The sequence below is a fragment of the Thalassobaculum sp. genome, assembly GCF_040219615.1.
In the GTDB taxonomy this organism is placed as follows: domain Bacteria; phylum Pseudomonadota; class Alphaproteobacteria; order Thalassobaculales; family Thalassobaculaceae; genus Thalassobaculum_A.
In genome coordinates, this window is record NZ_JAVJSE010000022.1 from 25,488 (window position 1) to 40,888 (window position 15,401).

Sequence of the window (15,401 nt, forward strand, 5' to 3'; positions counted from 1 at the left end):
CGCAGCCGATGCCGACAGGATTGATCGTCACCGGCGGCAGCCGGGGTATCGGCGCCGCCACCGCCCGCCTCGCCGCCGGCCGGGGCTTCCGGGTCTGCGTCAACTACGCCCGCGATGCGCAGGCCGCGGAGACCGTCGTTACCGCGATCCGGGCCGCCGGCGGAACCGCCGTCGGCGTGCAGGCCGACATCGGCACCGAGCGCGGCGTCCGCGACCTGTTCGACGCCGCCGAGGCCGCGATCGGCCCGGTCCGGGCGCTGGTCAACAACGCCGGGATCACCGGTCCGATCGGCCGCTTCGAGACCGTCGAGACCGAAACCCTGCGCCGGGTCCTCGACGTCAACGTGCTGGGCAGCATGCTGTGCGCGCGCGAGGCGGTAAGGCGGTTCGGCAACCAAGGCGGCGCCATCGTCAACCTGTCCTCGGTCGCCGCCACCACCGGGGCGGCCGGCGAGTATGTCCACTACGCCGCCTCGAAGGCGGCGGTCGACGCCTTCACCCTCGGCCTCGCCCGCGAGGTGGCGGGCCGCGGGATCCGCGTCAACGCCGTGGCGCCCGGCTCGACCCTGACCGACATCCATGCCGCCGCCGGCGAGCCCGACCGGCCGGCCCGGGTGCGCAGTCGCATCCCGCTGCAGCGGCTGGCGGAGCCGGAGGAGATCGCCGAGGCCGTCGTCTGGCTGCTGTCGGACGCGGCCTCCTACGTGACCGGCACGGTGCTGCGCGTCGCCGGGGGTTTCTGAGCCGCCGGGGCCGCGCCGCTCAGCCCTCGCTCGGCCACCCCGCCAGCCGGTACACGTCGTCGACCAGCGCCAGGGTCGCCAGGTTCTCGGCGGCCGTGGTCTCGAACGCCGGCCCGCCGCGCAGCCAACCGGCGAACTGCGCCATCACCGCGTCGAACGAGGCCTGGTAGGCGGCCTCGCGCTCCCAGGTCTCGGCCGGCCCGCCGTCCGAGCAGGACAGCACCCAGTCGCGGAAGCCGATCGTCCCGCGCTCGCCGATCAGCGTCAGGGTGTCGCTGCTGCGCGGGGCGGCGCCCGGCACCGCCAGCGAATGCGACAGCGTGCCGATGGCGCCGGCCGGGCTCTCGAACAGGATCATCGCGGTGTCCTCGCCGACCACCCGGTCGCTGAGGCGGGCGAGCCGGGCGCCGGCGACCGACAGGCCGTCGAGCAGGAAGCGCAGGGTGTCGATCTGGTGGATCATGCCCTCGAGCACCGTGAACCGCGGCATGCCCGCCATGAAGGGCTGGCGGCGCAGCGCCGGCGGCGGCTGGCCCGGCAGGTCGGGGATCAGCCCGCCGGTCATCACCTCCATGGTGAAGGCCCGCACCCGGCCGATCCGCCCGTCGTCCAGCCAGCGCCGGATCGCGCGGTAGGGCGGCCGGAACCGCCAGTTCTCGTGCACCGCGAACGGCACCCGGCCGCCGATCTCCGCGACCAGGGCGCGGGCCTCCCCGAGGGTCGGGCACAGCGGCTTCTGGCACATGATCGCGATGCCGCGGTCGGCGGCGGCCCGGCAGATCCCGGCGTGAAACTCCATCGGCGCGGCGATGTCGACGGCGTCCGGGCGGACCGCGTCCATCATGGCGTCGGCATCGGCGAACACCTGCGCGACCGCGAACTCGCCGGCCCGGCCGCGCGCCGCCGCCTCGGACGGATCGGCGATCGCCACCACCTCGGCCCCCGGGCAGCGCCGCCAGGCCGTCAGGTGGTAGCCGCTGATCATGCCGGCCCCGACCAGGCCGATCCGCAGCGGCGCAGACGCCGTCATGGGACGCCCGGCTCCGCCTTGCGCGCCACCAGCGCGTAGTTGACCCGGGCGTCGGCCGACTGCCGGAAGCCGCCGTCGAGCGGATCGTAGGCGAGGCCGACCGGCGGCTCGACCGCGAAGCCGCGCGGCGCCAGCAGTGCCGTCAGTTCGTCCGGCGTGGGAAACTTGTTCCAGTCGTGGGTGCCGCGCGGCACCCAGCGCAGCACGTATTCGGCGCCGACGATGGCGGCGCCGTAGGAGCGCGGCGTGCGGTTGATGGTGGTCAGCACCAGGGCGCCGCCCGGCCGCACCAGCTCGGCGAGCGCGTCGGCGAAGGCCTCGCGGTCGGCGACATGCTCGATCACCTCGCTCGCCACCACGGCGTCGAAGCGCCGCCCCTCGGCGACCAGGTCCTCGGCCGCCGCGCAGACATAGTCGATCTCCAGCCCGGCCTCGCCGGCATGGGCGGTCGCGGCGGCGATGCCGGCGGCGTCGGCGTCGACCCCGGTGACCCGGGCGCCGAGCCGGGTCATCGGCTCCGACAGCAGGCCGCCGCCGCAGCCGATGTCGAGCACCGCGAGGCCGGCGAGCGGCCGCCGGAGCGTCGCCTCCACCGCCAGCGGCGCCAGGGCGTCGCGGATCACCGCCATGCGCACCGGCACGAAGCGGTGCAGCGGGCCGTGCGGCCCGTCCGGGTCCCACCACTGCCCGGCCAGCCGGGCGAACCGGTCGATATCGGCCGGATCGACGGTCGCGCGGGCGGCGGCCGACGGCTCGCCGACGGCGCGGGCGGGGGCCGCCTCGACGACCCGGCGGGCGGCCCGGAACGCGGTCCGGCACAGTGCAGCGATCATCGCGGACTCCCAGCCTCTCCAATACGTGCATTTCCGCGGCCGTTCCCGGGGCGGCGCGCTTGCCCGGCGGCCTCGCAAGTAATATGGATACGCCCGCCCGTGGCCGGCAAGCAAACGCCGTCCCGGCCGCGGCACCCCATTGGCTCGGATACGGATCCCGCGATGGCACGCATCGTGATGAAATTCGGTGGCACCTCGGTCGGGGACGTCGAGCGAATCAAGAACGTGGCCCAGCGCGTCAGGCGCGAGGTCGAGGCCGGCCACGAGATTGCGGTCGTGGTCTCGGCGATGTCCGGGACCACCAACCAGCTGGTCAAGTGGTGCAGCGACGTGTCGCGGCTGTACGACGCCCGCGAGTACGACGTCGTGGTGGCGTCGGGCGAGCAGGTCACGGTCGGGCTGCTGGCGATGGCGCTGCAGGACATCGGGATCAACGCCCGCTCCTGGCTCGGCTGGCAGATCCCGTTCGGCACCGACGGCATCCACGGCAAGGCGCGGATCGGCAAGATCGAGACCGCCGAGCTGGAGAAGCGCTTCGCCCAGGGCCAGGTGGCGGTGGTCGCCGGCTTCCAGGGCATCGGCCCGGACGACCGCATCACCACGCTGGGGCGCGGCGGCTCCGACACCTCTGCGGTGGCGCTGGCCGCGGCGCTCAAGGCCGACCGCTGCGACATCTACACGGACGTGGACGGGGTCTACACCACCAACCCCCGGATCGTCTCCAGGGCCCGCAAGATCGAGCGGATCACCTACGAGGAGATGCTGGAACTGGCGTCCCAGGGCGCCAAGGTCCTGGAGCCCCGTTCCGTCGCCATGGCCATGCAACACGGGGTGCGCGTGCAGGTGCTGTCGACCTTCGTCGACAAGCCGGGCACCCTGGTCGTCGATGAGGATGAGATCGTGGAACAGCAAGTCGTCACCGGCATCGCCTACAGCCCGGACGAGGCCAAGATCACCCTGGTCGGCGTGCCCGACCGGCCGGGCGTCGCCGGTGCGATCTTCGGCTCGCTCTCCGATTCGGCCGTGAACGTCGACATGATCGTCCAGAACGTCAGCCAGGACGGCAAGACCACCGACCTGACCTTCACCGTCGGCCAGGCCGACCTGGACCGCGCCACCCACGTGCTGGACAGGCTGAAGGCCGAGCTGTCCTTCGGCGAGGTCGTCGCCGACCCGAACGTCTGCAAGATCTCGGTGGTCGGCGTCGGCATGCGCAGCCAGCCGGGCGTAGCCAAGACCATGTTCCAGACGCTCGCCGAGAAGGGCATCAACATCCAGGTGATCTCGACCTCGGAGATCAAGGTCAGCGTGCTGATCGGCGCCGACTACACCGAGCTCGCCGTGCGCGCCCTGCACACCGCCTACGGCCTCGACGCCGACGCGGAAGTCTGAGGGCGAGGCAATGGGTCCCGACACGGTCTGCGTCGCGTCAGGAAGCCCGCCGGCCAGGAGCGGTGGCGAAGGCGATGCGGCGCATCGGCGAGGCGCCGCGACGCGGTCCGGCGGACTTCCTGACGTGACCCGAAGGGCCGGTCTTCCGCGCCCGTCCTCGGCGTCGGCCGGCTTGCCCGATGTCCCTGCATCGCGCTGCGCCGTCCTCCTGGCGGACGGGCGCGGAAGACCGGCGCAGACCGCGCCGGGGTCCATTGTCTCGCCCTGAGATGACCGGCGCCACCGCCTCCCGGGGTGTCGACCGGGGCGGTGGCCCCCGCGAGATGCTGCGCCACCTGCGCGACGTGATGGCCGGCAGCGGCACGCCGCAGGAGCGCCTGGACAGCATCGTCAAGGTCATCGCCGGCGCGCTCGGCGCCGAGGTCTGCTCGATCTACGTGCGGCGCACCGGCAACGTCCTGGAGCTGTGCGCCACCGAGGGCCTGAACCGCGAGGCGGTCTACCGCACCCGCATGAAGTTCGGCGAGGGCCTGGTCGGCCATATCGCCGAGACCGGCCGGCCGATCGCGCTGGCCGAGGCCCAGACCCACCCGAAGTTCGCGTATTTCCCGGAGACCGGCGAGGAGGTCTACCACTCGCTGATGGGCGTGCCGATCCGCCGCTCCGAGCGCGTGCACGGCGTGCTGGTGATCCAGCACACCGACAAGCGGCAATACACCGAGGAAGAGGCCGAATCGCTCGAGACCCTCGCCATGGTGCTGGCCGAGATGATCTCCGGCGGCGACATGCCGGGCTCGGCGACCGGTCGTGGCGACGGCACGCCGCTGCGCATCGCCGGAACCCGGATCAGCAGCGGCCTGGCGATCGGCCGGGCCCGCCTGCACCGGCCGCGGATCGTGATCCGGCGGGTGGTCGCCGAAGACCCGGAGGACGAGGCCCATCGCCTGGATACGGCGCTGTCGGCGATGCACCAGTCGCTCGACCGGCTGCTCGACTCCGACGCCCTGGCCGCCGCCGGCGAGCACCGCGACGTGCTGGAGACCTACCGCATCATCGCCAGCGACGCCGGCTGGATCGGCCGGATCCGCGAGGCCATCGTCGGCGGCCTGACCGCCGAGGCGGCGGTCCAGCGGGTGCGCGACGACACCCGGGCCCGCATGGCCGGGGTCGAGGACCCCTACATCCGCGAGCGGCTGGCCGATTTCGAGGATGTGGCGCTGCGGCTGATGCAGCACCTGTCGCCGGAGAGCACGCCGGGCGACGAGGCCGAACCGGAAGGCGACTGGATCCTGATCGCCCGCTCGCTCGGCCCGGCCGAGATCCTCGACTACGACCAGTCGCGGCTGAAGGGGCTGGCGCTCGAGGAAGGCTCGGCGACCGCGCATGTGGCGATCGTCGCCCGCGCGCTCGACATCCCGGTGGTCGGCCGGCTGGCCAACCTGCTGGGCGAGGTCGAACCCGGCGACCCACTGATCGTCGACGGCGACCATGCCCAGGTGTTCGTGCGCCCCGGCGAGGACGCCCGCGCCATGTTCCGCGCCAACGTGGCGGCGCGCGCCGAGCAGCGGGCCCGCTACGCCAGGCTGCGCGACCGGCCCGCGGTCAGCACCGATGGCGTGCGGATCAACCTGCTGATGAACGCCGGGCTGCTGGTCGACGTCACCCAGATGGCGGCGGTCGGCGCCGAGGGCATCGGCCTGTACCGCACCGAGATCCCGTTCCTGGTCCGCCGCGAGTACCCGGACGTCGACGCCCAGACCCTGCTGTACCGCCGGGTTCTGAGCGCCGCCGAGGGCCGCCCGGTCACCTTCAGGACGCTCGACGCCGGCGGCGACAAGCGGCTGCCGTCCTTCGAGCACGAGCCGGAGGAGAACCCGGCGCTCGGCTGGCGGGCCCTGCGCATCGGGCTCGACCGGCCGTCGCTGCTGCGCCAGCAGATGCGCGCCCTGATCCGGGCCGCCGACGGCCGGCCGCTGCGCGTCATGGTGCCGATGGTGACCACGGTCGACGAGTTCCGGGCCGCCCGGTCACTGCTCGACCTCGAGCTCGAACGGGCGCGCGCCCGCGGCGTTCCCGAGCCGGAGACCGTCGCGGTCGGCGCCATGGTCGAGGTCCCGGCCCTGGTCCTGGCGATCGAGGCGCTGGCCCGCGAGGCGGACTTCCTGTCGGTCGGCAGCAACGACCTGCACCAGTTCCTGTACGCCGCCGACCGCGGCGGCGAGCGGGTCGCGAACCGCTACGACACCCTCGACCCGGTGTTCCTGCAGGTCCTGCGGCGGATCGTGGCGGCCGGCGCGGCCGCCGGCATCCCGGTCACCTTGTGCGGCGAAATGGCCGGCCGGCCGCTCGAGGCGTTGGTCCTGGCGGCGCTCGGCTATCGCGCGATGTCGATGTCGCCCGCCTCGGTCGGCCCGGTAAAGGAGGCCATTATATCTTCGAACATCAACGATTTACGCCAATATGTTGAGTATTTGACTAAATTATCGGCATCGAGTGTCAGGAATAGATTGCAGAACTATGTTCGCGAACGTCTGTGCGATTGGTCTGACAACCATGCGACCGACACTCGGGACGATTGAACTCCAATCGCCAGTCTCGGCAATAGCTTATTGATATCGCAACAGATTCGAAGTAACTTGGTAGCCTATCAGATCAGACGCCGCGGGACAGGGGCGGGTTCTGCGTCGTTCAGGCGGTCCGCCATTCGTCCGAGGGACCATGGCTTTGAAGACGGAACGGTCGCGTATCCGGTTCAAGGATATCGAATCGGTTGAGCCGTATGAGGCGGTTCGCCCGACCGGGCGTCCGACCCCATTTTCCGAGCCGCCGGCCAACGAGGAGCGGGGGATGAGTTCACAACCGCTGTCGGTCGGTGACGAACTGCGGCGAGCCCGGGAGGACGCCGGTCTCGATCTGGCAGACGTCGCCGCGCATCTCCGCATTAGAAGCAATTTCCTGTCCGCGCTCGAGGAAGGCCGCCCCGACGCGCTGCCCGGGATCACCTACGCGATCGGTTACGTGCGGACCTACGCCGCCTTCCTGGGCCTCGAGCCGGACGCCGCGGTGCGGCGCTTCAAGGAAGAGGCGGCCGGACTGAACTCCAAGACCCAGCTGGTGTTCCCGTCGCCGGCGCCGGAGGGCCGGGTCCCCGGCCTGGTCCTGATGCTGGTGGCCGCGGTGCTCGCCGGCGGCGCATATGGCGGCTGGTACTGGGTATCCGAACGCGACGGCAGCCTGCGCGACCTGGTTCCGCCGGTGCCGGAGCGGCTGGCGCAGTTGATCGAAGGCGATGCACCGCCGCTGCCGCAGGTGGCGAGCGGCCAGCGCGCCGCCGGCACCTACGCCGACGCCAACCCGGCCGGAGTGGCGGTCCCGCGCAGCAGCCCGGCGGCAGTGGCGCCCGCCGTCCCGGCACCGGCGACCGGCGGCACCTCGACCCAGCCGACGGCGACACCGCCGGTGGCGGCGCTGCAGCCGACACCGCAGTCCATCCCGCAGGCCGTCCCGCAGGCCGCGCCGGTTCCGCCGACGCCGACCGCGTCGCCCGGTCCGGTCGCTCAGGTTCCGGTGGCATCGGCCCCGGCCGCGCAAGCCCCGGCCGCGCAAGCCCCGGCTGCACAGATCCCGGCAGTCGAGCCGTCGGTGCCGGCCCGGAGCGGCGTTCCGCGGTCCGCCCCGCAGGACGCGCCCCGAACCGCGGCGGCGCCGACCGCAACCACCTCGCCGACGGCCTCTTCCTCCTTGCCGGCGGCGGCCGCCGCCGACGGAACGCCGGACGTGACGGCGCCGCCGGAGACGGTGGCGGACACGGCATCCGCCGGCGACCCTCCCGCCAGCGACCCTCCGGCCAGCGCCCCTCCGGCCAGCGACACGCGCACCGCTACCGCAGCGACTGGCACCGCAGCGTCCGAGGCGGCGGCTCCGGCGGCCGCGCCTGCTGCGGGCGCCGGCGACGACGTCCCGGCAGCCCCGCGTATCGCCAGCCTGATCGGCGCATCGGAGGCGGCGGTACCGGCGGACCGGACGGCCGCCGGGCCGATCGACCGGGTGATGATCCGGGCCACCGGCGACAGCTGGGTGCAGGTCCGCGACGCCCAGGGCACCGCGCTGTTCACCCGGGTGCTTCGCGAAGGCGATGTCTACCGGGTCCCCGACCAGGCCGGTCTTCGCCTGGCGACCGGCAACGCGGGCGCGCTGCAGATCCTGGTCGACGGCAATCCGGCGCCCAGCCTCGGCGACTTCGGCGAGGTGGTCCGCAACGTCATGCTCGACCCGACGCGCCTGTCGGCCGGAACCGCGGCCGGCGGCAACCGCTGAGGCATCGGATCGCGTCGCGCCGAAGGCCCCGCCGCGGCTTCCGCGACCGGGCGGCTTTCGCTATAACGCGCTCGACATCGTCCGGCCGGTCCGCATCCGGCCATCCGCCGCGACCCCCGCGAGGCACCCCATGAGCGTGCGCCCGTATCGAGACATCCAGCGCCGTGCGTCCCGCCGCATCCATGTCGGCCGCGTGCCGGTCGGCGGCGGCGCGCCGATCACCGTGCAGACCATGACCAACACGCTGACGACCGACGTCGCCGCGACGGTCGCCCAGATCCAGCGGGCCGAGGCCGCCGGCGTCGACATCGTCCGGGTGTCGTGCCCGGACGAGGAGTCCTCGGCCGCCCTCGCCCGGATCGTGCCGCAGGTCTCGGTGCCGGTCGTCGCCGACATTCACTTCCACTACAAGCGCGCCATCGAGGCGGCCCGGAACGGCGCCGCCTGCCTGCGCATCAACCCCGGCAACATCGGCTCGGCCGCGCGCGTCCGCGAGGTCGTGCAGGCCGCCAAGGACCACGGCTGCTCGATGCGGATCGGCGTCAACGCCGGCAGCCTCGAGAAGCACCTGCTCGAGAAATACGGCGAGCCCTGTCCCGAGGCGATGGTCGAAAGCGCGCTGGACCACGCGAAGATCCTCGAGGACAACGACTTCCGCGAGTTCAAGATCAGCGTGAAGGCGTCCGACGTGTTCCTGGCGGTCGCCGCCTACCAGGGCCTTGCCGACGCCTGCGACTATCCGCTGCATCTCGGCATCACCGAGGCCGGCGCCCAGCGGGTCGGCACGGTGAAGTCGTCGATCGGCATGGGCATGCTGCTGTGGGCCGGCATCGGCGACACCATCCGGGTGTCGCTGTCGGCGGCGCCCGAGGAGGAGGTCAAGGTCGGCTTCGACATCCTGAAGTCGCTGAACCTGCGGCACCGCGGGGTCAACGTCATCTCCTGCCCGTCCTGCGCCCGCCAGCAGTTCGACGTGATCGAGAACGTCCGCCTGCTCGAGGAGCGGCTGGCCCACATCACCACGCCGATGACGGTGTCGGTGATCGGCTGCGTGGTCAACGGCCCGGGCGAGGCGCGCGAGACCGATATCGGCATCACCGGCGGCGGCAACGGCACGCACATGGTGTATATCGCCGGCCAGCCGCATCACCGCCTGAAGCAGGCCGACGTGGTCGACCACATGGTCGAGCTGATCGAGCAGAAGGCGGCCGAGATCGAGGCCGAGATGGCCGCCGCGGCGGCGGCGGCCGAGTAACCGCCGAGTAATCACGGGAGTTCCTGACTTGTCGAAGCTGCAGCCGGTCCGCGGTACCCACGACCTCCTGCCCGAGGAGGCACGACGGCACCGCCATATCGTGGACACCGGGCTCGCGGTCTCCGGCCGCTACGGCTTCGGCGAGATCGAGACGCCGATCTTCGAGTTCACCGACGTTTTCAAGCGGACGCTCGGCGAGGCCTCGGACGTGGTCGCGAAGGAGATGTACACCTTCACCGACCGCGGCGGCGAGGAGCTGACCCTGCGGCCGGAAGGCACCGCCAGCGTCTGCCGGGCCCTGATCACCGGCGGCCTGACCCAGAACCTGCCGGCGAAGTTCTACTACCAGGGTCCGATGTTCCGCTACGAGCGGCCGCAGAAGGGCCGGATGCGCCAGTTCCACCAGATCGGCATCGAGCTGCTGGGTGCCGCCGAGCCGCAGGCCGACATCGAGGTGGTGGCCTGCGGCGCCGACATCCTGGACGCCATCGGCGTGCTGTCGCGCACCACCCTGGAGCTGAACACCCTCGGCGACACCGACAGCCGCAAGGCCTACCGGGCCGCCCTGGTCGAGTATTTCGGCGGCCACCGCGACCGCCTGTCCGAGGACAGCCGGCGCCGGCTGGAGCTGAACCCGCTGCGCATCCTCGACAGCAAGGACGAGGGCGACCGCCGGCTGGTCGACGGCGCGCCGTCCTTCGACGACTACCTGAACGACTACTCCAAGGACTTCTTCGCGGCGGTGGTCGCCGGGCTCGACGCCCTCGGCATCGCCTATCACCGCAACACCCGGCTGGTCCGCGGCCTGGACTACTACTGCCACACCACCTTCGAGTTCGTGACCGACGCGCTCGGGGCCCAGGGCACGGTGATGGCCGGCGGCCGCTACGACGGGCTGGTCGAGACCATGAGCGGCCCGGCGATCCCCGGCGTCGGCTGGGCCGCCGGCATCGAGCGGCTGGCGCTGCTGGTCGAGGGCGTGACCGAGCCGGCGCGGCCGATCGCCATCGTGCCGATGGGCGGCGACAGCGCGATGGCGGCGCTCAAGCTCGCCCACCGGCTGCGGCGCGCCGGGTTCGCGGTCGAGCACGGCTATACCGGCAATGTCGGCAAGCGCCTGAAGCGTGCCGCCAAGGTCGGTGCCCGGGCGGCGCTGATCCTGGGCGAGGACGAGCTGGCCCGCGGCATGGTGCAGCTCCGCGACCTGGACGCCGGGGCGCAGGACGAGGCCCCTCTCGACCGGATCGAGGAGAGCCTCGCCCGTTTCCGTTAGCGCGGCGCCGTGACGGTCGCCCCCCCTCCGATCTCGGTGATCGGGGTCAATCACCGCACCTGTCCCGACAGTCTTCGGGAGCGGCTGTATGTCGACGACTCCGAGGTCGCGGCGGTGATCGGCACCCTGCGCATCCGCGGCGTCCGCGAGGCCCTGGTGCTGTCGACCTGCGACCGGGTCGAGGTGACGGCGGTGTTCCAGGACGGGCCGATGGCGCCGCTGACCGTGGCCACCGCGCTCGGCGCCCCGGTCGGGCTGCGCGGCGACGAGCTGGTGCCCTACCTGTACCGCCACGACGGCGGCGACGCGGTCCGCCACCTGTTCAGGGTGGCCAGCGCGCTCGACAGCCAGGTCGTCGGCGAGCCCCAGGTGCTCGGCCAGCTGAAGGCGGCGCAGCGGCTGTCGCAGGACCTCGGGGCCTGGGGGCCGTCGCTCGACCATGTCCTGCAGGCCGCCTATGCGGTCGCCAAGCGGGTCCGCACCGAGACCCGGATCGGCGAGGGCGCGGTGTCGCTGGCCGCCGCCGCCGTCGCGCGGGTCCAGGACCTGCACGGCGACCTGTCGGAGCGCTGCGGCCTGCTCATCGGCGGCGACGAGCTCGCGCTGATGGTCGCCCGCCAGCTGCGCGCCGCCGGCCTGCACGACCTCACCGTGCTCGACCGGTTCCGGCGCCGGGCCGCGGTCACGGCCGCCGAGCTCGAGGCCCATCACGGCCCGCTCGACGACCTGGCCGGCGCGCTCGACCGGGCCGACGTGGTGATCGCCGGGCTGGGCGCCGGGCGCTACCTGATCACCGCCGAGACCATGGAGGCGGTGCTGCGCCGGCGCCGCCGCCGCCCGGTGTTCCTGCTCGACATGGCGGTCCCGGCCGACATCGAGCCGGCGGTGCACCGGCTGGACGAGGCCTATGTGTACGACACCGGCGACCTGGAGCGGGTGACCCGCGAAGGCCGCGCCGGGCGCGAGGCCGAGGCGGCCAGGGCCGAGGCGCTGGTCGAGGAGGCGGTGGCCGCCTTCGACCAGAACCTGGCGGTGCGCGACGCCGGGCCTGACATCGCCCGGCTGCGCAACCATCTGGAAGCGCAGATCCGCGACGGCATCGGCGACGGCCCGGACGCCGACGCGATCGCCAGAAGGGTCGCCGGCCGGTTGCTGCACGCACCGAGCGAGACCATGCGCCGGCGCGCCGCCGCCGGCCGGCTGGACGACGAGACCCGCGGCCTGATCGCCGAGCTGTTCGGCCTGGACGCGGCGCGCGGGACGGCCGGAGGGGCCGAGGGAGACGGGAAGTGAGCCTGGACGAGAAGCTCGACCGCGTGCTGACGCGGGCGCAGGAACTGGAGGCCCGGCTGGCCAGCCCGGACGGCTTCAATTCCGACGAGTTCCGGCGCCTGTCGATGGAGTTCGCCGAGCTGGCGCCGGTGGTGGAGACCGTCGAGACGCTGCGGCGGACCCGCGCCGAGCTGGCCGAGGCCCGGGTGCTGGCCGCAGAATCCGACGGCGAGATGCGCGCGCTCGCCGAGGAGGAAGCGGAGGCGATCGAGGCGCGGCTGCCGGACCTCGAGCGCCAGGTGATGCTGCAGCTGCTGCCGCGCGACGAGGCCGATTCCCGCAACGCCATCCTGGAGGTGCGCGCCGGCACCGGCGGCGACGAGGCCGCCCTGTTCGCTGCCGAGCTGTTCGCCATGTACCAGCGCTACGCCCAGCTGCACGGCTGGCGCTTCGAGGTGATGGAGGTCTCCGAGAACGAGATCGGCGGCTACAAGGAGGCGATCGCGACGATCAGCGGCAACTCGGTGTTCGCGCGCATGAAGTTCGAGTCCGGCGTGCACCGCGTGCAGCGCGTGCCGGTGACCGAGTCGCAGGGCCGGATCCACACCTCGGCCGCCACCGTCGCCGTGCTGCCGGAGGCCGAGGAGGTCGACGTCGCCATCAACGACAACGACCTGCGGGTCGACGTCTACCGCTCCAGCGGGGCCGGCGGCCAGCACGTCAACACCACCGACAGCGCGGTCCGGATCACCCACCTGCCGACCGGCCTTGTGGTCACCCAGCAGGACGAGAAGTCGCAGCACAAGAACCGCGCCAAGGCGATGAAGATCATGCGGGCCAGGCTGTTCGACCTGGAGCGCGGGCGCCTCGACGCCGAGCGCGCCGCCGACCGCAAGAGCCAGGTCGGGTCCGGCGACCGGTCGGAGCGGATCCGCACCTACAACTTCCCGCAGGGCCGCGTCACCGACCACCGCATCAACCTGACGATCTACAAGATCGACAAGGTTATGACCGGCGAGGCGCTCGACGAGTTCGTCGACGCGCTGATCGCCGAGGACGAGGCCGAGCGGCTGGCGACCCTCACGTGACCGGGGCGGCGATCGACGCGGTGCTGCGCGACGCCGCCCGGCGGCTGGCCGGCGCCGGGATCGACACCGGCCGGCTCGACGCCCGGCTGCTGCTGGGCGCCGCCCTGGGTCGCGAGGTCTGGCCGCACGAATCGGCGCCGGTGCCGGCGGACGCCCTGGAGCGCTTCGCGGGATTGCTGGAGCGGCGGCTGGCGCGCGAGCCGGTATCGCGGATTCTCGGCCGGCGGGCGTTCTGGACGCTCGACCTCAGGGTCGGCCCGGACACTCTCGATCCAAGGCCGGACAGCGAGACGCTGGTGGAGGCGGCGGTCGCGGCGTTCGCCGACCGGGCGCCGCCGCGCCGCATCCTCGACCTCGGCACCGGCACCGGCTGCCTGCTGCTGGCGGTGCTGACCGAGTTTCCGCAGGCCGTCGGGCTCGGCGTCGACCGGTTGCCGGGCGCGGTCGAGACGGCCCGCGAGAACGCCCGGCTGGCCGGGCTGCAGGACCGTGCCGAGTTCCTGGCCGCCGACTGGGACGAGATGCCGCGGGACGCCGCCGACCTGGTCCTGTCGAACCCGCCCTATATCGTGGACTCGGCGATCGCGGAACTGGAGCCGGAGGTCGCGCGTTTCGATCCGCATGGCGCGCTGGCCGCCGGTCCCGACGGGCTCGATGCCTATCGCAGTCTGCTCGGGCTCTTGCCGCGACTGTTGGCGCCACAAGGAATCGTGGTGCTTGAATTGGGACTTGGCCAACGCCAAGTAGTATCTGCGCTTGCAGAAGGCGCAAATTTCACGGTGTGGCATGCCCGACGCGACTTGGGAGGCGTTGAGCGAGCGTTAGTTCTGAAATGGAACGACACTGCTGATGACTACCTGAACACGAACGATTTTTACTTGGAATAGGCCGGAATCCGGTCTACTGTTAACACGTACCGCAGGCCATAGGGGCCCGGTACCGCCACTCACTCGAACGACCAATGACCGCATGGCTGGCCCGCGATTTTGCGGGGTGGGCCGTGCCAGAGGGGCACGAGTGACCGAACGGACGAGGGGTCCGTTCATCGACAACGGGACTCGCGACAAGGCATGAGACAAGGCCCACACCAAAAGCGTGGACGCGGTCGCGGCAATCGCCGATCGAGCACGCCGAACCGCAACCAGACTTACGACAGCAACGGTCCCGACGTCCGGATCCGGGGCAACGCCAGTCAGGTGTACGAGAAGTACTTGAACCTGGCGCGCGACGCGACCGCTTCCGGCGACCGCGTGCTGGCGGAGAGCTACTACCAGCACGCCGAGCACTACTACCGGATCCTGGCCGCGTTCCAGGACGCCCAGGGCGGCGAGAACCGGGGGCAGCCCTTCTCCGGCGGCTCGCGCGAGTGGGACCAGGACGACGACGACCGGGAGTCCGGCGACGACGGGAACGGCAGCGAGCACTCGGGCCGGGGCGACCAGTCGGGCCGGGGCGACCAGTCGGGCCGGGGTGACCAGTCGGGCCGGGGCGACCAGTCGGGCCGGGGTGACCGGCCGCGTGGCGACAATGACCGCGGCGGCGATCGCAACGGCGACCGCGGCGACCGGTCCAATCGGGATCGCGGCGAGCGCAACGACCGGGCCGAGCGGGGCGACCGCAACGACCGGACCGAGCGCAACGACCGCGGTGACCGGGCCGAGCGCAGCGACCGGGGTGACCGGGCCGAGCGCAGTGACCGGGACGATCAGCGCAACGATCGGGGTGAGCGCCGTCCGGCCCGCGCCGAAGGCGACGCCGAGCCCCGGGGCGAGCGGGCCCCGTCGGCCGAGCCCCGGGTGGAGGCTCCGGCCGCCGCGCGCGAGCCCGCGCCGGTCGCCGTCGCCGTTCCGGCGCCCGAACCGGCTCCGGCCCCTGTCCAACCGGCGGCCCCTGTCCAACCGGAGGCCCCTGCCGAACCGGCGGCGCGTGCCGAACCGGCGGCCGACGGCAACGACGCCGACGGCATCCGGCGCACCCTGCGGCTGAGTTCCGGCCGTGCCGCCCGCGGCGCGGCGCCGGTGGTCGAGGAGCCGGTCGCACCGGTCCCTGCCGCCGTCGAGGCGACCCCGGAAGCCGACCCGGAGCGCAAGCCCCGGCGACGCCGGGCCAGCCCGAAGGCCGTCGAGGCGGACAGCGGCTCCGAGAAGCCGGTGGCAGCGCCGGTGATCGACGACGACGGGGCGGTCGCCGCGAGCTGA

At 72.6% G+C, this 15,401-nt stretch carries 12 protein-coding genes; 10 read left to right on the forward strand and 2 right to left on the reverse strand.

What is annotated here, in order from left to right:
- Nucleotides 1-8: 8 nt before the first annotated feature.
- Complete coding sequence (locus tag RIC31_RS12805) at nt 9-743, forward strand: SDR family oxidoreductase (RefSeq protein ID WP_350107750.1); 735 nt, start codon at nt 9-11, stop codon at nt 741-743.
- 19 nt (nt 744-762) lie between these two features.
- On the opposite strand, the gene RIC31_RS12810 is transcribed toward RIC31_RS12805, so the two are convergent.
- Together RIC31_RS12810 and ubiG are read right to left on the reverse strand one after the other, a co-directional pair.
- Complete coding sequence (locus RIC31_RS12810; RefSeq protein ID WP_350107753.1) at nt 763-1,773, reverse strand: Gfo/Idh/MocA family protein; 1,011 nt, start codon at nt 1,771-1,773, stop codon at nt 763-765.
- Complete coding sequence (gene ubiG / locus RIC31_RS12815) at nt 1,770-2,606, reverse strand: bifunctional 2-polyprenyl-6-hydroxyphenol methylase/3-demethylubiquinol 3-O-methyltransferase UbiG (protein ID WP_350107755.1); 837 nt, start codon at nt 2,604-2,606, stop codon at nt 1,770-1,772. Before ubiG ends, RIC31_RS12810 begins: the two co-directional genes overlap by 4 nt.
- Before the next feature lie 162 nt (nt 2,607-2,768).
- Here ubiG and RIC31_RS12820 point away from each other — a divergent pair, with 162 nt between their 5' ends.
- The 9 genes from RIC31_RS12820 (at nt 2,769) to RIC31_RS27805 (ending at nt 15,401) form a co-directional block, all read left to right on the forward strand.
- On the forward strand, nt 2,769-3,998 hold the full coding sequence (locus RIC31_RS12820) for an aspartate kinase (RefSeq protein WP_350107758.1): 1,230 nt from the start codon (nt 2,769-2,771) through the stop codon (nt 3,996-3,998).
- 323 nt (nt 3,999-4,321) lie between these two features.
- Nucleotides 4,322-6,577, forward strand: coding sequence for a phosphoenolpyruvate--protein phosphotransferase (gene ptsP, locus RIC31_RS12825; RefSeq protein ID WP_350107761.1), 2,256 nt, complete (start codon nt 4,322-4,324; stop codon nt 6,575-6,577).
- Between the two features lie 268 nt (nt 6,578-6,845).
- Nucleotides 6,846-8,315 carry a RodZ domain-containing protein gene (locus tag RIC31_RS12830; RefSeq protein ID WP_350107764.1) on the forward strand — a complete coding sequence of 490 codons (1,470 nt, stop codon included), beginning with the start codon at nt 6,846-6,848 and terminating at the stop codon, nt 8,313-8,315.
- A gap of 130 nt (nt 8,316-8,445) precedes the next feature.
- The gene (gene ispG, locus RIC31_RS12835) at nt 8,446-9,570 is read left to right on the forward strand and encodes a flavodoxin-dependent (E)-4-hydroxy-3-methylbut-2-enyl-diphosphate synthase (protein ID WP_350107767.1); all 1,125 of its coding nucleotides are present in this window, start codon (nt 8,446-8,448) and stop codon (nt 9,568-9,570) included.
- A gap of 28 nt (nt 9,571-9,598) precedes the next feature.
- Entirely contained in the window at nt 9,599-10,843 is a 1,245-nt protein-coding gene (gene hisS, locus RIC31_RS12840) for a histidine--tRNA ligase (RefSeq protein ID WP_350107770.1), read from the forward strand.
- Between the two features lie 9 nt (nt 10,844-10,852).
- Entirely contained in the window at nt 10,853-12,136 is a 1,284-nt protein-coding gene (gene hemA / locus RIC31_RS12845; protein ID WP_350107773.1) for a glutamyl-tRNA reductase, read from the forward strand.
- A complete protein-coding gene (gene prfA, locus RIC31_RS12850; protein WP_350107776.1) occupies nt 12,133-13,203 on the forward strand; it encodes a peptide chain release factor 1 in 1,071 nt (356 codons plus the stop codon). The genes hemA and prfA overlap by 4 nt, the downstream gene beginning before the upstream one ends.
- A gap of 20 nt (nt 13,204-13,223) precedes the next feature.
- Nucleotides 13,224-14,090, forward strand: a complete 867-nt coding sequence (prmC, locus tag RIC31_RS12855) for a peptide chain release factor N(5)-glutamine methyltransferase (protein ID WP_350107779.1) — start codon at nt 13,224-13,226, stop codon at nt 14,088-14,090.
- Nucleotides 14,091-14,273: 183 nt separating this feature from the next.
- Nucleotides 14,274-15,401, forward strand: a complete 1,128-nt coding sequence (locus RIC31_RS27805; RefSeq protein ID WP_502990123.1) for a DUF4167 domain-containing protein — start codon at nt 14,274-14,276, stop codon at nt 15,399-15,401.